Source organism: Georgenia sp. Marseille-Q6866 (assembly GCF_965111665.1).
Genome location: NZ_CBCOOR010000007.1, coordinates 92,614 through 110,934, shown reverse-complemented (window position 1 = coordinate 110,934; position 18,321 = coordinate 92,614). Strand labels below are relative to the sequence as shown.

The 18,321-nt window shown below is 74.3% G+C and carries 18 protein-coding genes; all 18 read left to right on the top strand.

Features of this window, described 5'->3' with window-relative positions:
* Window positions 1-74 precede the first annotated feature (74 nt).
* The 18 genes from rsmH to ACWPXV_RS08090 all read left to right on the top strand — a co-directional run bounded on the left by rsmH (window position 75) and on the right by ACWPXV_RS08090 (window position 18,286).
* On the top strand, window positions 75-1,076 hold the full coding sequence (gene rsmH, locus ACWPXV_RS08175; RefSeq protein WP_454084772.1) for a 16S rRNA (cytosine(1402)-N(4))-methyltransferase RsmH: 1,002 nt from the start codon (window positions 75-77) through the stop codon (window positions 1,074-1,076).
* A complete protein-coding gene (locus ACWPXV_RS08170) occupies window positions 1,073-1,456 on the top strand; it encodes a hypothetical protein (RefSeq protein ID WP_251305058.1) in 384 nt (127 codons plus the stop codon). The genes rsmH and ACWPXV_RS08170 overlap by 4 nt, the downstream gene beginning before the upstream one ends.
* Window positions 1,453-3,204: a peptidoglycan D,D-transpeptidase FtsI family protein gene (locus ACWPXV_RS08165; protein WP_454084771.1), complete on the top strand. Its 1,752-nt coding sequence runs from the start codon at window positions 1,453-1,455 to the stop codon at window positions 3,202-3,204. The genes ACWPXV_RS08170 and ACWPXV_RS08165 overlap by 4 nt, the downstream gene beginning before the upstream one ends.
* 61 nt (window positions 3,205-3,265) lie before the next feature.
* The gene (locus tag ACWPXV_RS08160; RefSeq protein ID WP_454084770.1) at window positions 3,266-4,663 is read left to right on the top strand and encodes a UDP-N-acetylmuramoyl-tripeptide--D-alanyl-D-alanine ligase; all 1,398 of its coding nucleotides are present in this window, start codon (window positions 3,266-3,268) and stop codon (window positions 4,661-4,663) included.
* Window positions 4,657-5,748 carry a phospho-N-acetylmuramoyl-pentapeptide-transferase gene (gene mraY, locus ACWPXV_RS08155; RefSeq protein WP_454084769.1) on the top strand — a complete coding sequence of 364 codons (1,092 nt, stop codon included), beginning with the start codon at window positions 4,657-4,659 and terminating at the stop codon, window positions 5,746-5,748. The genes ACWPXV_RS08160 and mraY overlap by 7 nt, the downstream gene beginning before the upstream one ends.
* Entirely contained in the window at window positions 5,745-7,202 is a 1,458-nt protein-coding gene (gene murD, locus ACWPXV_RS08150; RefSeq protein ID WP_454084768.1) for a UDP-N-acetylmuramoyl-L-alanine--D-glutamate ligase, read from the top strand. The genes mraY and murD overlap by 4 nt, the downstream gene beginning before the upstream one ends.
* Window positions 7,199-8,467, top strand: a complete 1,269-nt coding sequence (ftsW, locus tag ACWPXV_RS08145) for a putative lipid II flippase FtsW (protein WP_454084767.1) — start codon at window positions 7,199-7,201, stop codon at window positions 8,465-8,467. Before murD ends, ftsW begins: the two co-directional genes overlap by 4 nt.
* A gap of 1 nt (window position 8,468) precedes the next feature.
* On the top strand, window positions 8,469-9,575 hold the full coding sequence (gene murG, locus ACWPXV_RS08140; RefSeq protein WP_454084823.1) for an undecaprenyldiphospho-muramoylpentapeptide beta-N-acetylglucosaminyltransferase: 1,107 nt from the start codon (window positions 8,469-8,471) through the stop codon (window positions 9,573-9,575).
* A 35-nt stretch (window positions 9,576-9,610) separates the two neighbouring features.
* Window positions 9,611-10,933: a UDP-N-acetylmuramate--L-alanine ligase gene (gene murC / locus ACWPXV_RS08135; protein ID WP_454084822.1), complete on the top strand. Its 1,323-nt coding sequence runs from the start codon at window positions 9,611-9,613 to the stop codon at window positions 10,931-10,933.
* Window positions 10,930-11,724 (top strand): cell division protein FtsQ/DivIB, encoded by a 795-nt coding sequence (locus ACWPXV_RS08130; RefSeq protein WP_454084766.1) that lies wholly within the window; start codon window positions 10,930-10,932, stop codon window positions 11,722-11,724. The genes murC and ACWPXV_RS08130 overlap by 4 nt, the downstream gene beginning before the upstream one ends.
* 586 nt (window positions 11,725-12,310) lie before the next feature.
* Complete coding sequence (ftsZ, locus tag ACWPXV_RS08125; protein WP_454084765.1) at window positions 12,311-13,510, top strand: cell division protein FtsZ; 1,200 nt, start codon at window positions 12,311-12,313, stop codon at window positions 13,508-13,510.
* 6 nt (window positions 13,511-13,516) lie between these two features.
* Window positions 13,517-14,269: a polyphenol oxidase family protein gene (locus ACWPXV_RS08120; protein ID WP_454084764.1), complete on the top strand. Its 753-nt coding sequence runs from the start codon at window positions 13,517-13,519 to the stop codon at window positions 14,267-14,269.
* Window positions 14,270-14,392: 123 nt separating this feature from the next.
* Window positions 14,393-14,866, top strand: coding sequence for a cell division protein SepF (locus ACWPXV_RS08115; RefSeq protein WP_251305123.1), 474 nt, complete (start codon window positions 14,393-14,395; stop codon window positions 14,864-14,866).
* Between the two features lie 3 nt (window positions 14,867-14,869).
* Window positions 14,870-15,163 carry a YggT family protein gene (locus ACWPXV_RS08110; RefSeq protein WP_454084763.1) on the top strand — a complete coding sequence of 98 codons (294 nt, stop codon included), beginning with the start codon at window positions 14,870-14,872 and terminating at the stop codon, window positions 15,161-15,163.
* 107 nt (window positions 15,164-15,270) lie between these two features.
* Window positions 15,271-15,972, top strand: coding sequence for a DivIVA domain-containing protein (locus tag ACWPXV_RS08105; RefSeq protein ID WP_454084762.1), 702 nt, complete (start codon window positions 15,271-15,273; stop codon window positions 15,970-15,972).
* A 64-nt stretch (window positions 15,973-16,036) separates the two neighbouring features.
* On the top strand, window positions 16,037-16,897 hold the full coding sequence (gene lspA / locus ACWPXV_RS08100; protein ID WP_454084761.1) for a signal peptidase II: 861 nt from the start codon (window positions 16,037-16,039) through the stop codon (window positions 16,895-16,897).
* The gene (locus tag ACWPXV_RS08095; RefSeq protein ID WP_454084760.1) at window positions 16,890-17,816 is read left to right on the top strand and encodes an RluA family pseudouridine synthase; all 927 of its coding nucleotides are present in this window, start codon (window positions 16,890-16,892) and stop codon (window positions 17,814-17,816) included. The genes lspA and ACWPXV_RS08095 overlap by 8 nt, the downstream gene beginning before the upstream one ends.
* Entirely contained in the window at window positions 17,813-18,286 is a 474-nt protein-coding gene (locus tag ACWPXV_RS08090) for a GNAT family N-acetyltransferase (RefSeq protein WP_454084759.1), read from the top strand. The genes ACWPXV_RS08095 and ACWPXV_RS08090 overlap by 4 nt, the downstream gene beginning before the upstream one ends.
* Window positions 18,287-18,321: the final 35 nt, after the last annotated feature.

Below are 18,321 nucleotides of genomic sequence, written 5' to 3'. Positions count from 1 at the left end.
TCGGGTGGTGGAGGGCCCCCGACCGCCCCAGTGGCACGACCGAGCAGCACCAGACCGAGACAGGGAGGAGGGCCATGACCGAGGACCGCAGCGCCGCCGAGCGTCATGTCCCCGTGCTCGCCGCACGCTGCCTCGACCTCCTCGCCCCGGCCCTCGAGCGGCCGGGCGCCGTGCTCATCGACACGACCCTCGGCATGGGCGGGCACAGCGAGCTCGCGCTGCAGCGCTTCCCCGAGACCCGGGTCGTCGGCATCGACCGCGACCCGCAGGCCATCGCGCTGGCCGGTGGCCGGCTCGCCCCCTTCGGGGAGCGCTTCACCGCCGTCCACGCCGTCTACGACGACATCGACCGGGTGGCCGCCGAGTACGCGCCCGGGGGAGTGGACGGGATCCTCATGGACCTCGGTGTCTCCTCCCTCCAGCTCGACGAGGCCGACCGCGGCTTCGCCTACGCCCAGGACGCCCCGCTCGACATGCGGATGGACCCCACGCGCGGCATGAGCGCCGCGGAGCTCCTCGCCACGGCGTCGGTCGGTGAGCTGATCCGGATCCTGCGCGACTACGGGGAGGAGCGCTTCGCCAAGCGCGTCGCCTCCTCCATCGTCCGCCGCCGCGAGCAGCAGCCGATCCTGCGGACGGGCGAGCTCGTCGACCTCGTCCGCGCCGCCATCCCCGCCGCCACCCGCCGCACCGGTGGCAACCCTGCCAAGCGGACCTTCCAGGCGCTGCGCATCGCCGTCAACGACGAGCTCGCCGTCCTCGAGCGGACCCTGCCGCGCGCGCTGGAGTCGCTCGCCGTCGGCGGCCGGATCGTCGTCATGGCCTACCACTCCCTGGAGGACCGGGCCGTCAAGCGGGCCCTGGCCCGCGGGGCGACGTCCTCGGCGCCGCCGGACTTCCCGGTCGAGCCCGAGACCCACAAGCCCTACCTCAAGCTGCTCACGCGTGGCGCGGAGGAGGCCGACGACGCCGAGCGCGCCGCCAACCCCCGGGCCACCTCCGTCCGCCTGCGCGCCGCCGAGCGCACCCGCCCCACCCCCGACCACATGCGTCCACGATCAAGGAGCGCCGCATGAGTGCGATGCCCGCCCGTACCGCCGCCGTCGAGCCGCGCCGGTCCTGGCGCCCGCGGCTCCAGGTCGTGCGCAGCCCCGCGCCGGCCCGGTCCCTCGTGCCCTACCTCCTGCTGTGCGCGACGATCCTCCTCGGCTCGCTCGTCGCCGCGCTGCTCATCAACACCCAGATGGCCGTGGACGCCTACGCCATCCACGACGCCACGCAGAACCTCAACCGGCTCGAGGAGGCCCAGACCGCGCTCGTCCAGCAGGTCGAGGAGGCCGGCTCGCCCGCCAGCCTCCAGCGCCGCGCCGAGGAGCTCGGCATGGAGCCCGCCGAGCGGGTCGACTTCATCTCCCTGCGGGAGGGCACGATCCTCGGCGGGAGTGACGCGGAGTGAGTGGCCGCACCCTCGTCCGGCGCCACAACGCCGTCCTCGCCGTCGTTCTTGCGATCGTCATCGTCTTCGCCGGCCGCCTCGTCTACGTCCAGGCACTCGAGGGCCCGCGCCTGGCGGAGGACGCGCTCAACAGCCGCCTGTCGCACTCCACGATCCAGGCGATGCGCGGCGACATCCTCGACGCCAACGGCGAGGTGCTCGCCACCTCCGTCCAGCGCTACAACGTCGGCGTCAACCAGCTGAAGATCCGCGAGTTCCGGGCCGAGATCGACGGCGAGGAGAAGGAGGGCGCCGTCGCCGCGGCCGCCCTCCTGGCCCCGATCCTCGACCGTGACCCCGCCGAGCTCGGCGCGGACATGGTCGGGGACTCGACCTTCGCCTACATCGCCCGCGGCCTCACCCCCGAGGAGTGGCGCGAGGTCCAGGCGCTGAAGATCCCCGGCATCGAGCCCGAGCAGACCTCCGAGCGGCTCTACCCCAACGGCAACACCGCCGGCAACGTCCTCGGCTACGTCGGGCGCGACAACGAGGGGCTGGCCGGCCTCGAGCTCACCTTCGAGGAGCAGCTGCGCGGCGTGCCCGGCAGCAGCGTCGTCGAGATCGGCCGCACCGGTCAGTCCATCCCCACCGGTCTGCGCGAGACGGTTCCCGCCGAGCCCGGCGACACCGTCCACACGACGATCGACCGGGACGTCCAGTTCCGGGCCCAGCAGATCATCGACGAGACGAACGACACCTACAAGGCCTCGTGGAGCGCGATGGTCGTCCAGGAGATCGGCACCGGCCGGGTCCTGGCCATCGCCGACTCCGACGCCGTGGACCCCAGCAACTACCAGGCCAGCCCCCCGGAGAACCGTGGCTCGCGCGCCGTCCAGGCCGCCTACGAGAACGGCTCGACCGGCAAGCTGCCGACCTTCGCCGCCGCCATCGACACCGGCGCCGTCACCCCGACGACGACCTTCACCACCCCCGACCGCTTCACCACGCCCTCGGGCCAGACCTTCTCCGACGCCGACCCGCACGCGACCGAGGAGATGACGGTCGCGGGGATCCTCGCGACGTCGTCGAACACCGGCACGGTGATGATCGGTGACCGGATGAGCGACGAGGAGCGCTACGACTACTTCCGCGCCTTCGGCATGGGTGAGCGCACGGGCATCGAGCTCCCCGGCGAGACCCCCGGCATCCTCGCCACGCCCGAGGCCTGGGACGGCCGCCAGCGCTACACGACGATGTTCGGCCAGGGCCTGGCCGTCAACCTCGTCCAGAACACCGCCATCGCCGCCGCGCTCGGCAACGACGGCGTCTACCACGCCCCCCGGCTGGTGGACGGCACGACCGACGAGACGGGCCGCTTCCACGCCGCCGAGGTGCCCGAGGGCCGCCAGGTGGTGAGCGAGGAGACCGCCGAGCAGATGGTGACGATGATGGAGGGGGTCGTCACCCAGGAGGGCACCGGTGTCCTCGGCCAGCTCGAGGGCTACCGCCTCGCCGGCAAGACCGGGACCGCCCAGGTCCCGGACGAGAACGGCAACCTCACCCGCACGGTGGCGAACTTCGTCGGCGTCGCCCCGGCGGACGACCCGCAGTTCGCCGTCGGCATCGTCGTCTACCACCCGCGCCACCAGGTGCCGTCCTCGATCATCGCCGCACCGGCGTTCAAGGAGATCGCCGGCTACACCCTGCAGCACCTCGGCATCCCGCCGTCAACGACGCCAGCGTCACTCTTCCCGATGCGGGCAGAGTGAGCCTGCTGCGGATAGATTGTCGAGACGTGACTCCAGACGACCAGCTCCGGTGGGGGCAGCCGTGATCCAGCTCACCGTCGCCCAGCTCGCCCAGGCCGTCGGCGGACGCCCGGTGGGTGTGGACCCCCAGCTCCTCCTCACCGGAGGGGTCGTCACCGACTCCCGGCTGGCCGGTCCCGGCTCGGTCTTCGTCGCCGTGCGGGGGGAGCGCACCGACGGGCACGAGCACGCCGCCGCGGCCCACGCCGCCGGCGCGGCCGTCGTCGTCGCGGAGCACGCCGTCGACGCCCCGCACGTCCTCGTCGAGGACTCCGTCGCCGCCCTCGGGGAGCTCGCCCGCGACGTCCTCGCGCGCCTGCGCGCCGAGGGCTCCCTGCGCGTCGTCGGCCTCACCGGCTCCGTCGGCAAGACGACGACGAAGGACTTGCTGGCCCAGGTGCTCGCCCACGCCGGGCCCACCGTCGCGCCGCGCGAGTCCTTCAACAACGAGATCGGCCTGCCGCTCACCGTCCTGTCGGCCACCCGCGAGACCCGCTACCTCGTCCTCGAGATGGGGGCCAGCGGCCCCGGGCACATCGACTACCTCACCCGGATCGCGCCGCTCGACGTCGCCGTCGTCCTCGTCGTCGGGCACGCCCACATGGGTGGCTTCGGCACGATCGACGCCGTCGCCCGCGCCAAGGCCGAGATCGTCGCCGGCCTCCTCCCGGGCGGCGCCGCCGTCCTCAACGCCGACGACGCGCGCGTGGCCGCCATGGCCGCCGCCGCTCCTGGGCCGGTCACCTTCTTCGGCCGCGGCGAGGGCGCCGACGTCCGCGCCTCCGACGTCACCCTCGACGAGCAGGCCCGGCCCTCCTTCGTCCTCCACACCGACGCCTCCGGCGTCCGCACGAGCCACCCGGTGAGCCTCGCGCTCCTCGGTGAGCACCAGGTCTCCAACGCCCTCGCCGTCGCCGGCGCCGCGCTCGCCCTCGGGCTGGACGCCGGCGCCGTCGCCCACGCGCTGAGCACCGCCGAGCGCGTCAGCGCCCACCGCATGGCGATCACCCAGCGGCCCGACGGCGTCGTCGTCCTCGACGACGCCTACAACGCCAACCCCGACTCCATGGCTGCCGCCCTGCGGGCCACCGCGGCGATGCCCGCCCGCCGCAGGATCGCCGTCGTCGGGGAGATGCTCGAGCTCGGCCAGGAGGCCGAGCGCGCCCACGAGGACGTCGGTCGCCTCGCCGCGGAGCTGGGGGTCGACGTCGTCATCGCCCTCGGCCCGGCGGGCGAGCCGGTGTGCCGTGGGGCGGGCGAGGGCCCGCAGACCCACTGTCCCGCCGACGCCGATGCCGCCGCGGCCCTTCTCGACGAGCTCCTCCAGGAGGGTGACCTCGTGCTGCTCAAGGGGTCCAACGGCTCAGGCGTGTGGCGCCTGGCGGAACGGCTGACGCAGGGGGGTGGCGCCGCGTGGTGACCGTCCTCGTGGCGGGGGCCACCGCCCTCGTCGTCGCCCTCTTCGGCACGCCGCTGTTCATCCGCTTCCTCACGAAGCGCAACTACGGCCAGTTCATCCGCCAGGACGGACCCACCGCGCACTACACCAAGCGCGGCACGCCGACGATGGGCGGCGTCGTCATCATCCTCGCCACCGTCATCGGCTACGCGGTCGCCAACCTCACGGCCGGGCGCCCGCCCAACGCCTCGGGGCTGCTGCTCCTCTTCCTCATCGTCGGCCTCGGCGTCATCGGCTTCGCCGACGACTACATCAAGATCAGCCGGCAGCGCTCGCTCGGTCTGCGCGCCCGCTGGAAGATCGTCGGCCAGGCCTTCGTCGGCATCACCTTCGCGGTCCTCGCCCTCCAGTTCCCCAACGAGAACTTCCGCACCCCCGGCTCGACCCACATCTCCGGCGTGCGCGACACCTCGATCGACCTCGCCTTCGCCGGCGCGTTCCTCGGGCTCATCCTCTTCATCCTCTGGGCGAACTTCCTCATCACCGCGTGGTCCAACGCCGTCAACCTCACCGACGGCCTGGACGGCCTGGCCACCGGTGCCTCCGCGATGGTCTTCGCGGCCTACACGGTCATCGCGATGTGGCAGTCCAACCAGAACTGCCAGTTCCTCTCCGACCCGAGCGCCGCGTGGTCCGCCTGCTACGAGGTCCGCGACCCGCGTGACCTCTCGCTCATCGGTGCCGCCCTCATCGGCGCCTGCCTCGGCTTCCTGTGGTGGAACGCCTCCCCGGCGCAGATCTTCATGGGTGACACCGGCTCCCTCGCCCTCGGCGGCGCGATCGCCGGCTTCTCGATCCTCACCCACACCCAGTTCCTCGCCATCGTCATCGGTGGCCTCTTCGTCATCATCGTCATGAGCGACGTCATCCAGATCGGCTTCTTCAAGGCGACCGGGAAACGCGTCTTCCGCATGGCCCCGCTCCACCACCACTTCGAGCTCGGTGGCTGGGGAGAGGTGACGATCGTCATCCGCTTCTGGCTCGTCGCCGCCCTGTGCGTGGCCCTGGGCCTGGGCATCTTCTACGCGGAGTGGGTGACGGCGTGAGCGGGCTCGGCGACGCGCACGTCGTCGTCGTCGGCCTCGGGACCTCCGGGCGGGCCGCCGTCGACGTCCTCACCACCCTCGGCGCCCGCGTCACCGGCGTCGACCGCAGCGAGGCCGCCGTCGAGGCGGCCCGCGCGGCGCTCGGCCCCCGTGCGGAGCTCCTCGCCGCCGCCGACGACGAAGCCCTCGCCGACGCCGTGCTCGCCGCCGGGGCGGACCTCGCCGTCGTGTCCCCGGGTGTCCCCGCGACCTCCCCGCTCCTCACCCGCGCGCAGGCCGCCGGCCTGCCGTGCTGGAGCGAGGTCGAGCTCGCCTGGCAGGTGCAGCAGACGGCGACGACGACGGCGCCCGCGTGGCTCACGCTCACCGGCACCAACGGCAAGACGACGACGGTCGGCATGCTCAGCTCCATCCTCACCGCCGCGGGCCTGCGGGCCCCCGCGGTCGGGAACGTCGGCACCCCGGTGGTGCAGGTCGTGGCCGACGGCGGGGTGGACGCCCTGGCCGTCGAGCTGTCGAGCTTCCAGCTCCACCTCACCCACAGCGTGGCGCCCGAGGCCTCCGTCTGCCTCAACGTCGCCCCCGACCACCTCGACTGGCACGGCTCCTTCGCGGCCTACCGCGACGCCAAGGCCCGCGTCTACGAGCGCACCCGCAAGGCCTGCGTCTACACCGATGCCACCACCCGCGTGATGGTCGAGCAGGCCGACGTCGCGGAGGGGGCCCGCGCCGTCGGGACGGTGCTCGGCACCCCGGCGGTCGGCGAGCTCGGGATCGTCGAGGACGTCCTGTGCGACCGCGCCTTCGAGCCGCGCCGGCAGACGACGGCGGCCTCCCTCGCCACGCTCGCCGACCTCGCGCACCTCGCGCCGCTGCCGGGCGGGCAGGTGCCGGGGCACGTCGTCGCCGACGCTCTCGCCGCCGCCGCGCTGGCCCGCGCCCACGGGGTGCCCGCCGCCGCGGTGACCGCCGGCCTGCGCGCCTACGACGGCGGACGCCACCGCATCGAGCTCGTCGCCACCCGCGGGGACGTCACGTGGATCGACGACTCCAAGGCGACCAACGCCCACGCCGCCCGCGCGAGCCTCGCGGCGCTGCCCGCCGGGCGCGGGGTGTGGGTGGCCGGGGGACTGGCCAAGGGCGCCACCTTCGACGAGCTCGTCCGCGAGGTCGCCGACCGCCTGCACGCCGTCGTCCTCATCGGCGTGGACCGCGCCCCGCTCCGCGAGGCACTTGCACGACACGCACCGGATGTGCCCGTCACCGAGGTCGAGGCTGGTGACACTGGGCAGGTGATGACCCACGCCGTCTCCGCGGCCGCGCGGCTCGCCCGCCCGGGCGACACCGTGCTGCTCGCCCCGGCGTGCGCGTCCATGGACCAGTTCGCGAGCTACGGCGCCCGCGGGGACGCCTTCGCCGCCGCGGTCCGCGCACTTCCCGGGGAGCAGGCGTGACCGCCGTGCAGCCGGGCCGCCTGCCGCGAACCTCCGCCACGGTCAGCGGCTCGCTGCGCACCGGCGCGCGGGACACCAGCCAGTCGGCCGTCCAGGGCCCGGCGGTCCTCAGCTACTACCTCGTCGGCGGGGCCACCCTCCTGCTCCTCGCCATCGGCGTCGTCATGGTGCTCTCCGCCTCCTCGATCACCTCGATCCGGGAGACCGGCAGCCCCTTCGGCTTCTTCCTCGACCAGGCGGTCTTCGCGCTCGTCGGCGTGCCGCTCATGATCATCGCCAGCCGCATCCCGGTGGCCTGGTACCGCAAGCTCGCGTGGCCCGCGCTCGGCCTGGGGCTGCTCCTCCAGGCGCTGATCTTCACGCCGCTCGCTCGCGGGCTGAAGGGCAACACGAACTGGGTGTACATCCCCGGCGCCGGGCAGACCATCCAGCCCTCGGAGTTCCTCAAGCTCGCGCTCGCCGTGTGGCTCGGGCTCGTCCTCGCCCGCAAGGCGCACCTCCTGCACCGCTGGCAGCACGTCCTCGTGCCCGGCATCGCCGTGTCCGCGATCGCGATCGGGCTCGTCCTCGGCGGCCGTGACCTCGGCACCGCGATGGTCGTCGCGCTCGTCGTCGCCGGCGCCATGTTCGTCGCGGGCGTCCCGCTCAGGTGGTTCGGGGCCGCGCTGGTCGGCGCCGCCGCCGTCGTCTCCTTCCTCGTCATCTCCTCGCCCAACCGGATGCAGCGGATCACCGCGGTCTTCGGCGGTGAGTGCGACGAGAGCGCCGCGTGCTACCAGACCCTCCACGGGCTCTACGGCCTGGGCACCGGGGGCATCTCCGGCCTCGGGCTCGGCGCCTCCCGCGAGAAGTGGGCCTACCTGCCCGAGGCCCACAACGACTACATCTTCGCGATCCTCGGCGAGGAGCTCGGCCTGTGGGGCACGCTCCTCGTCCTCGGCCTGTTCGCCGCCCTCGCCACCGGCATGTTCCGGATCGTGCGGCGCCACCCCGACCCCTTCGTCAAGATCACCACCGGCGCGATCGCGGCGTGGATCCTGGGCCAGGCGCTCATCAACATCGGGGTCGTCATCGGCTTCCTCCCCGTCATCGGCGTCCCGCTGCCGCTCGTGTCGGCCGGTGGCTCCGCGCTCATCGCCATCCTGCTCGCCATGGGGGTCGTACTCGCCTTCGCGCGCGACGAGCCCGGTGCGGGAGCCGCGCTGCGCGCGCGCCGGGGCGTCGTGCGCCGCTCGCTGGCGGTCGTGGGGCGCGGCCGTGGCTGAGCTGCGTGCCCTCCTCGCCGGCGGTGGGACCGCCGGCCACGTCAATCCCCTCCTGGCGACGGCCACCGCGCTCCAGGCGCTGCCGGGCGGTGCGGAGATCACCGTGCTCGGCACCGAGGCGGGCCTCGAGGCCCGCCTCGTGCCCGACGCCGGGCTGCCCCTGCGCCACGTGCCCCGGGTGCCGCTGCCGCGCCGCCCCTCGCCCGACCTCCTTCGCCTGCCGGGCCGGCTCGGCTCCGCCGTCCGCGCGGCGGCCGAGGCGATCACCGACTCCCGCGCGCAGGTGGTCGTCGGCTTCGGGGGCTACGTCGCGACCCCTGCCTACCTCGCCGCGCGGCGGCTGGGGGTGCCCGTCGTCGTCCACGAGCAGAACGCCCGTCCGGGGCTGGCCAACCGCCTCGGCGCCCGGTGGGCCCGGCACGTCGCCGTCTCCTTCCCCGGCACGCCGCTGCCGCGTGCGGTGCTCACCGGCCTGCCGCTGCGCGCCGCGATCGCCGCGCTCGTCGCCGAGCGGGAGAGCGACGCTGCGGCCCGCCGGACCGCCGGCGCGGCCGCCCTGGGGCTCGACCCGGAGCGCACCACCCTCCTCGTCACCGGGGGCTCCCTCGGCGCCCAGCGCGTCAACGAGGCGGTCTCCGCCGGGGCCCGCGCCCTCACCGACGCCGGGGTCCAGGTCCTCCACCTCACCGGGCAGGGCAAGGACGAGCCGGTCCGTGCCGCCACCGCCGGGCTCGCGGGCTACCACGTGCGCCCCTACCTCGACGACATGGCCAGCGCCTACGCCGTCGCCGACCTCGTCCTCGCACGCTCGGGTGCCGGCACGGTGAGCGAGCTCGCCGCCCTCGGCATCGGTGCGGTGTACGTGCCCCTGCCCATCGGCAACGGCGAGCAGCGGCGCAACGCCGCCGACGTCGTCGCCGCCGGCGGGGGGACGATCGTCGCCGACGCCGAGCTCACGCCCGCCTACGTCACCGGCCCGCTCCGCGAGCTGCTCGCCGACCCCGACCGCCTCGCCGCGATGGGCCGCGCCGCGGCGGGTGCGGGCATCCGCGACGGCGCCGCACGGCTCGCCGAGCTCGTCGTCGGCGCCGCCCGGGTGACGCCGTGAGCCGCTACCACCTCATCGGCATCGGCGGCGCGGGCATGGCTCCCGTCGCCGAGCTGCTCGCCGCCCGCGGCCTGGAGGTCTCGGGCTCGGACGCGCGCGACAGCGCCACTCTCGCGCGCCTGCGCGGCCTCGGCGTCAGTGCCCACTCCGGGCACGACGCCGCCCAGGTGCCCGACGGCGCCACCGTCGTCGTGTCCACCGCGGTCCGCGCGGACAACCCCGAGCTCGTCCGCGCCCGCGAGCTCGGCCTGCCGGTGGTCCACCGCTCCGAGGCGCTCGTCGTCGCCGCGGGGGACCAGGACTTCGTCGCCGTCGCCGGCGCGCACGGGAAGACGACGACGTCCGCGATGCTCGCCGTCGCCCTCACCGAGGCCGGCGCGGACCCGAGCTACGCCATCGGCGGGCAGGTCGCCGGGCTCGGCACCGGGGCGCACCTGGGGGCCGGCCGCGCCTTCGTCGCCGAGGCCGACGAGTCCGACGGCTCCTTCCTCAACTACCGTCCCGCCGTCGCCGTCGTGACGAACGTCGAGCCCGACCACCTCGACCACTACGGCTCGCGGGAGGCCTTCGAGCAGGCCTTCGTCGACTTCGCCGCGCGGGTCACCGGCCTCCTCGTCGCGTGCGCGGACGACGACGGCGCCCTGCGCCTGGCACGCCACGCACCCGGACGGGTGCTCACCTACGGCACCGGCGCGGCGCCGGGCGTGGGGGAGGGGCACGTGCGGATCACCGGCCTCGCCGTCGGCGCGGCCGGCGCCTCCGCCACCCTCGAGCGAGCCGGCGAGCCGCCCGTGCACCTGGAGCTCGCCGTCACCGGCGCCCACAACGTCCGCAACGCGACCGCAGCCTGGTGCGCGGGCGTCGCCCTCGGCGCCGCCCCGCAGGCCCTGGCCACCGCGCTCGGCGCCTTCCGGGGCACCGGACGCCGTTTCGAGGCGCGCGGGGAGGCCGCCGGCGTGCGCGTCGTCGACGACTACGCCCACCACCCCACCGAGGTCGCCGCCACGCTCGCCGCGGCACGGCTCGCCGCCGGCGAGGGGCGCGTCGTCGTCCTCTTCCAGCCCCACCTGTACTCGCGCACGCAGACCTTCGCCGCGGAGTTCGCCGCCGCGCTCGGTGCCGCGGACGAGGTCGTCGTCACCGACGTCTACGCCGCCCGGGAGGACCCGGTCGAGGGCGTGGACGGCTCGCTCATCACCGACCTCGCCGACGGCGCACGGTACGTGGCCGACCGCGAGGAGGCCGCGGCCGCCATCGCCTCCCTCGCGCGCCCCGGCGACCTCGTCCTCACCATGGGCGCCGGGGACGTCACCGAGCTCGGACCTCGTGTCCTGGCGCTCCTGGCGGAGCGGGCGTGAGGCCGCCGGCAGCGCCGCGCCAGCCGCGCCGCGGGCCGGACGCGGACCAGCCGGACCAGCCGGCCGACGCGCCCCGCGAGGTCGCCCGGGCGCCCGGAGCCCCCGAGCGAGCGAGGCCGGCCACCGGTGAGCCGGCCGAGCGCCGGCGCTGGCGGCCGGTGCGCCAGCCGCCGGACCCGGCCCTGCCCCCGCGCCCGGGCTTCCTCGAGCGCCTCGCCGAGCAGGCCCGCGCCCGGCGCCGCCTCGCCTGGCGCAAGGTGCTCCTCGCCGTCGGCGTGCTCGCGCTCGTGGGTGGGCTCGCGTGGGCGCTGCTCGCCTCGCCCCTGCTCGCCCTCGACGTCGCCCAGGTGACCGTCTCCGGCGTCGGGGAGGGCACGACCGTGCCGCGCGAGGAGGTGATGACGCTCGTCGAGGACCGGGCGGGCACGCCGCTCACCCGGCTCGACACCGGCGCCCTCGCCGAGGACGTCCGCGCGATCACCACGGTGCGCTCGGTGACCGTGACGCGCGAGTGGCCGCGGGGCCTCGCCGTCGACGTCGTCCCGCGCGAACCCGTCGCGGCGGCCACCGCGGAGGACGGCCTCGTCCTGCTCGACGTCGACGGCGTCGTCGTCGGCACGGCGCAGGAGGCGCCGGAGGGCCTGCCCAGAGTCACCGTGCCGCTGGAGGGGGAGCGGGCGGGGGAGACGCTGAGCGCGGTCCTCACCGTGCTCGCCGAGCTGCCCGAGGACCTGCGCGCCGAGGTCGACACCGCCGGGGCGGCCAACCCGGCTTCGATCTCCTCAAGCTGACCGACGGCGCCGACGTCCGGTGGGGGAGCGTGGAGGAGTCCGAGCTCAAGGCGGCGGTCCTCGCCGTCCTGCGCGAGCGGGAGGCGTCCGTGTACGACGTCACGGTCCCCCGCGCCCCGACCGTCTCCGACTGACCGCCCGCCCACCCCCTTCTCGCCGAGCGCTGAGCTGTTACTGCCGGGGCGACGCCCCAGCGCTTCCGTGCCACTGCGCCGACAGCCGGATTCCGCCTGGGTCCCGCTGGCGGCGCGTCCGGGGCGGGCTGGGCGGGGGCGTCCCGCCGCCACCCTCGCGAGGGCGGGAGACGTGAGCATGTGCCACAAAGGCCGCGGGGCGGGAGCCGGCTCGACCTCCGATCAAGGTCGCAGGCCGGATCAGCGCCCGCTGCCCGACGTCCGGAGCGCCTTTGTGGCACATGCCCGGACGGCAGCCCGACATCCGGGCGCGACACACCCACGGTGGTCGTTGCCGGGGCAGCACCGGGGACCTAGCGTTCCGGGTGCGCAAGAATGACATAAGTCTAACGCTCAACTAGAGGTTGAGGGTTGGCCGAGGACCAGCAGCAGACTCAAGTGAGGGGGCCGACGTGGCGGCACCGCAGAACTACCTAGCAGTGATCAAGGTGGTGGGCATCGGGGGCGGCGGTGTCAACGCCGTCAACCGGATGATCGAGGTCGGGTTGAAGGGCGTGGAGTTCATCGCCGTCAACACCGACGCACAGGCGCTGCTCATGAGCGACGCCGACGTCAAGCTCGACGTCGGCCGGGAACTCACGCGTGGGCTCGGCGCCGGCGCTGACCCCGAGGTCGGCAAGAAGGCCGCCGAGGACCACGCCGAGGAGATCGAGGAGGTCATCCGCGGCGCGGACATGGTCTTCGTCACCGCCGGCGAGGGTGGTGGCACCGGTACCGGTGGCGCACCCGTGGTCGCGCGGATCGCGCGCTCGCTCGGCGCGCTGACCATCGGCGTCGTCACGCGGCCCTTCACCTTCGAGGGGCGCCGTCGCTCGACCCAGGCCGAGGCCGGCATCGAGGCGCTGCGCGCCGAGGTCGACACGCTCATCGTCATCCCCAACGACCGCCTGCTGTCGATCTCCGACCGCAACGTGTCGGTGCTCGACGCCTTCAAGAGCGCCGACCAGGTCCTCCTGTCCGGTGTCCAGGGCATCACCGACCTCATCACCACCCCGGGCCTCATCAACCTGGACTTCGCCGACGTCAAGTCCGTCATGCAGGGCGCCGGCAGCGCGCTCATGGGCATCGGCTCGGCGCGCGGTGAGGACCGGGCGGTCCAGGCCGCCGAGCTGGCGATCTCCTCCCCGCTCCTCGAGGCGAGCATCGACGGCGCCTACGGCGTCCTGCTCTCCATCCAGGGTGGCAGCGACCTCGGGCTCTTCGAGATCCACGAGGCCGCCCGCCTTGTCCAGGAGGCCGCCCACCCCGAGGCGAACATCATCTTCGGAAACGTCATCGACGACGCCCTCGGCGACGAGGTGCGCGTCACCGTCATCGCGGCGGGCTTCGACGACCCGGGCACCAAGGCCCCGGCGCCGCTCCCCCCGGCGCGCCGCGCCGCCGCCCCGGTCACGCTCCCGAGCGCGCCCAGCGCCCCGGAGCCGCCCGTCGCCGCCAGCCCCGAGCCGGTCCAGCAGCCCGCCCAGCCGGTGCCCGCCTACGCGGGCAGCGAGGGCGAGCGTCGCGGCCTGGAGGTGCCCCGCGTCTTCGACGAGGAGCCGGTGCGCAGCCGCCGCGAGGAGGACCTCGACATCCCCGACTTCCTGCGCTGACCAGCGGTGCTCGAGCCCGCTGACCTCGGTCCCGGCGCGCGTGGTGGTTTCACCACGCGCGCCGGTGGCGTCTCCGCTGGCCCCTACGCGGCCGCCGGCGGAAGCGGCGGCCTCAACCTCGGCCTGCACGTCGGTGACGACGAGGAGCGGGTCCTCGCGAACCGTGCGCTCCTCGACCGGGAGCTGGGCTCCCGCGTCGCGTGGATGACCCAGCGGCACACCCCGCTGGTGCAGGTCGTCACCGGCGAGCCCGGCCGCGGCCGCACCACCGAGGGGGAGTGTGACGCCCTTGTGGGGCGGCGCAGCGGCCCCGGCACGCCCGCCGTCGCCGTCATGGTCGCCGACTGCGTCCCGCTGCTCCTCGCCACGCCCGACGGCGCGCTCGTCGCCGCCGTCCACGTCGGCCGCCAGGGACTGGCCGACGGCGTCGTCCCCGCGACGCTCGCGGCCCTCGCCGCCGAGGGGGCCGCGCTGCCCGAGCTCCACGCCTCCCTCGGCCCGAGCATCTGCGGCCGCTGCTACGAGGTCCCGGCCGCGCTGCGGGCGGAGGTGGCCGCCGTCGTCCCCGCCGCGTCAGGCACGACGGCGTGGGGCACCCCCTCCCTCGACATCCCCGCCGGCGTGCTCGCCCAGCTCGCCGCGGGCGGCGTCCGGCGCGTGCAGCACGTGGACGCGTGCACCCGCGAGGACGAGCGCTTCTACTCCTTCCGGCGCGACGGCGTCACCGGCCGCTTCGTCGGCGTCGTCCGTCCCGCCTGAGAGCGCGCGAAACCCGGCGACGACACGCCGCACCTCGGTGCGCGGAGTGTGCTCCGCCCTGGTCTAGCGTCACGACAAGGAGCGGCACGAGGTGTGATCGCAGAACTCGAGACGGGAGCAGTCATGGCCGGAGCACTGCGCAAGACGATGGCGTACCTCGGACTGTCCGAGGACGAGGGGGACTACGTCGACGAGCTCGACGTCCCCCGCCACGAGGAGCCGGCGGCCCCCGAGGCCCGCCCCGAGCGCGAGGAGCCGCGGGCCCAGGTCACGCCCATGCGCGTGGTGCCCGCCCCCGAGCCCGTCGAGCACGACCTGCGCCGGATCAGCACGGTGCACCCCACGACCTACAACGAGGCGCGGGTCATCGGCGAGGCCTTCCGCGACGGCACGCCCGTCATCATGAACCTCACCGGCATGAGCGAGACCGAGGCCAAGCGCATGGTGGACTTCTCCGCCGGCCTCGTCTTCGGCCTGCACGGCTCGATCGAGCGGGTGACCAACCGCGTGTTCCTGCTCTCCCCGGCCAGCGTCGAGGTCGCCACCGACTCGGGCCAGCCCGAGACCGGCCCCGGCCGCCTGTTCAACCAGAGCTGAGACGTGCAACTCGTCTTCTCGATCGTCTACTTCCTGCTCCTGCTCTACCTGGTCGTCCTCATCGGGCGGCTGGTCCTGGACTGGGTGCAGGTGTTCTCGCGCGACTGGCGGCCACGGGGCGTTCTCCTCGTGCTGGCAGAGCTCGTGTACACGCTGACCGACCCGCCGCTGAACTGGCTGCGCCGCTACATCCCGCCGCTCCGACTGGGTCCGGTGGCGCTCGATCTGGGCTTCATCATCCTGTTCCTGGGTGTGAGCATCGCGATGCGCGTGGCAGCTTCCCTGTCACTCCCGTGACGCATGTGAACCCCGTGACGTGCTGGCTCTAGTAACGTTCCGCTAACGTGGACCCGTGAGACGCGCGACGCTCACGACCGAACGACTGACTTACTGAGGTGACGACTATGGCGCTGCTCACAGCAGACGACGTGCTGAACAAGAAGTTTCAGCCGACGAAGTTCCGGGAGGGCTACGACCAGGACGAGGTCGACGACTTCCTGGACGAGGTCGTCAACACGCTGAGCACGCTCAGCGGTGAGAACGAGGAGCTCAAGGCGAAGCTCGCCGCGGCGGAACGCCGCGTGGCCGAGCTGAGCAGCGGCGAGCAGCCCACGGCGGTCGCCGTGGCGCCGGAGCCGCAGCCGGAGCCGGAGCCCGAGCCGGCGCCGGAGCCCGAGCCGGAGCCCGAGCCCGAGCCGCAGCCCTCCTTTGCGCCGCCCGCCGCGGCCGCCGCACCTGCGCCGGCCGAGAGCGTCACCGAGAACGCCGACGAGCCGACCTCGGCCACCGGCATGCTCGCCCTGGCGCAGCGCGTGCACGACGAGTACGTCAACAACGGCAAGCAGGAGGGTGAGCGCATCCTTCACGAGGCGCGCACCGAGGCGGAGCGCATCGTGCGCGAGGCCGAGGACACCCACAACCGCACGCTCGCCCAGCTCGAGCAGGAGCGTTCGCTCCTCGAGCGCAAGATCGACGAGCTGCGGGTCTTCGAGCGCGACTACCGCACGCGTCTGAAGAGCTACCTCGAGTCGCTCCTCTCCGACGTCGAGGGTCGCGGCAACGTCTCCGGGCGTGGTGACTCCGGCTCGGCACAGTTCGGTCGCTGAGCGTGACACGACGGCGGCGGCCCACGGGGCCGCCGCCGTCGTCGCACGTCTAGGAAGGGAACGCATGACCCAGCAGCAGCGGGGCCGACGCGGGATGGTCATCCTCCTCGTCGCCCTGGCCCTCGGCATCGCCGGCATCGACCAGGTGACGAAGTACCTCGCCGAGGAGCGGCTGACCCAGGGCGTGTACGTCCCCCTCGTCGGCGACCTCCTCGGCTGGCAGCTCATCTACAACCCCGGGGCGGCGTTCTCCCTCGGGACCGGCATGACGTGGGTCTTCACGATCATCATGGTCGTCGTCATCGTCGTCGTGCTGCGGGTCTCCCGTCGTCTCCGCTCGGGAGCCTGGGCACTGGCGCTGGGCATGCTCCTCGGTGGGGCGGTCGGCAACCTCTACGACCGGCTGCTGCGTGAGCCCGGCTTCGCGCGCGGCCACGTCGTCGACTTCATCAACTACAACGGCTGGTTCGTCGGCAACGTGGCCGACATCGCCATCGTGCTCGCTGCCATCCTCATCGCCCTCCTCGCGCTGCTCGGCATCGAGGTCGACGGCACCCGCACCGTCAGCCACCGGGAGGACGACGACGTCGCACCCGACGACGACGACGCCGAGCCGGTGAGCGAGGAGCCGCTCGGCGAGGAGGGCGACTTCTCCCCGGAGGTGCCGCGCGCCACCGACGACGACGGCGTCGATGTCGCCACCTGGGTGAGCGGGGCGGGCTCCGCCCCCACCAGTCCCGCGCCGCGCGGTGACGTACCGGCTCCCGCCCCGGTGACGCCCACGTGGTCCGCGGTGCGGCCGGCCGAGGAGACGCAGCCGGCCGACGAGGACGAGACGTCCGGGGAGGCCTCCGGCCCCAGCTCCCGGCGCCGCCCGCGCAGCCGCCGCGAGATCCGCCTCGCCACCTCCGACGACGATGCCTGAGACGCGCTCCCTGCCCGTCCCCGACGGCCTCGCCGGCGAGCGGGTCGACGCCGCCCTGTCACGGCTGCTGGGCCTGTCCCGCACCCGCGCCGCGGAGCTGGCCACCGAGGGCGGGGTCGTGCTCGACGGCCGCACCCTGGCCAAGTCCGACCGGCTCGTGGCCGGGGGGTGGCTCGAGGTCACCCTGCCCGACGCGCCGTCGGCACCGCCGCCCGAGCCGGTCGCCGGCCTGAGGATCGCCTACGAGGACGACGACGTCGTCGTCGTCGACAAGCCCGTCGGGGTGGCCGCCCACGGCAGCCCGGGCTGGCAGGGCCCCACCGTCGTCGGCAGCCTCCACGCCGCCGGTTACCGCGTCTCGACGTCCGGGGCGGCCGAGCGGCAGGGCATCGTCCACCGGCTCGACGTCGGCACGTCCGGCCTCATGGTCGTGGCCAAGTCCGAGCTCGCGTACACCGTCCTCAAGCGCGCCTTCAAGGAGCGGACGGTCGAGAAGGTCTACCACGCCCTGGTCCAGGGCCACATGGACCCCTTCGCCGGGACGATCGACGCGCCCGTGGGCCGCGACCCGCGGCACGACTACCGCTTCGCCGTCGTCGCCGACGGCAAGCCCGCCGTCACCCACTACGAGACGCTCGAGGCGATGTCCGGGGCGTCCCTGCTCGAGATCCACCTCGAGACCGGGCGCACCCACCAGATCCGGGTCCACACCTCCGCGGTCCGTCACCCCTGCCTGGGGGACACGACCTACGGCGCCGACCCCGTCCTCGCCCAGCGGCTGGGACTGACGAGGCAGTGGCTGCACGCCGTGCGCCTCGGCTTCGCCCACCCGCGCGACGGCCGCCCGCTCGTCGTCACGAGCGAGTACCCGCAGGACCTCGCCGCGGCGCTGGAGATGGTGCGCGAGGGACGCCGGTGAGCGTCGAGGTCCGCACCGTCACCACCCGCGCCGAGCTCGAGGCCGCGTGGGCGGTGCGCTTCGCCGTCTTCGTCGACGAGCAGGGCGTGCCGGCGGACATCGAGGTCGACGAGCTCGACGAGGCCCCCACGACCACCCACGTGCTCGCCGTCGACGGGACCACCGGCGAGGTGCTCGGTACCGGGCGCCTGCTCCTCGACGCCCCCGGCCACGTCCACCTCGGACGCCTGGCCGTGCACGCCGCCGCACGCGGCCGCGGGGTGGGCGCACGGCTCGTCACCGCACTGGTCGACCTCGCCCTCGAGCGGCACGCCGCGGGCGAGCCGCCCGCCGTCGAGGTCGTCCTCAGCGCCCAGGAGTCGGCGATGGGCTTCTACGAGCGGCTCGGCTTCTCCGTCGTGTCCGGCGAGCGGTACCTCGACGCCGCGATTTGGCACCAGGACATGGCCCGCACGCTCACGCGCGGCTGACGCGGCGCCGCGCCTGCCCTTCTGCGCGCCATACT

Bases quoted from the DNA above. Each gene is read 5' to 3' on its own strand.
- rsmH (WP_454084772.1), top strand. From the start codon at position 75: ATGACCGAGGACCGCAGCGCCGCCGAGCGTCATGTCCCCGTGCTCGCC.
- ACWPXV_RS08170 (WP_251305058.1), top strand. From the start codon at position 1,073: ATGAGTGCGATGCCCGCCCGTACCGCCGCCGTCGAGCCGCGCCGGTCC.
- murC (WP_454084822.1), top strand. From the start codon at position 9,611: ATGGCTCCCGTCGCCGAGCTGCTCGCCGCCCGCGGCCTGGAGGTCTCG.
- ACWPXV_RS08115 (WP_251305123.1), top strand. From the start codon at position 14,393: ATGGCCGGAGCACTGCGCAAGACGATGGCGTACCTCGGACTGTCCGAG.
- ACWPXV_RS08105 (WP_454084762.1), top strand. From the start codon at position 15,271: ATGGCGCTGCTCACAGCAGACGACGTGCTGAACAAGAAGTTTCAGCCG.
- lspA (WP_454084761.1), top strand. From the start codon at position 16,037: ATGACCCAGCAGCAGCGGGGCCGACGCGGGATGGTCATCCTCCTCGTC.
- ACWPXV_RS08095 (WP_454084760.1), top strand. From the start codon at position 16,890: ATGCCTGAGACGCGCTCCCTGCCCGTCCCCGACGGCCTCGCCGGCGAG.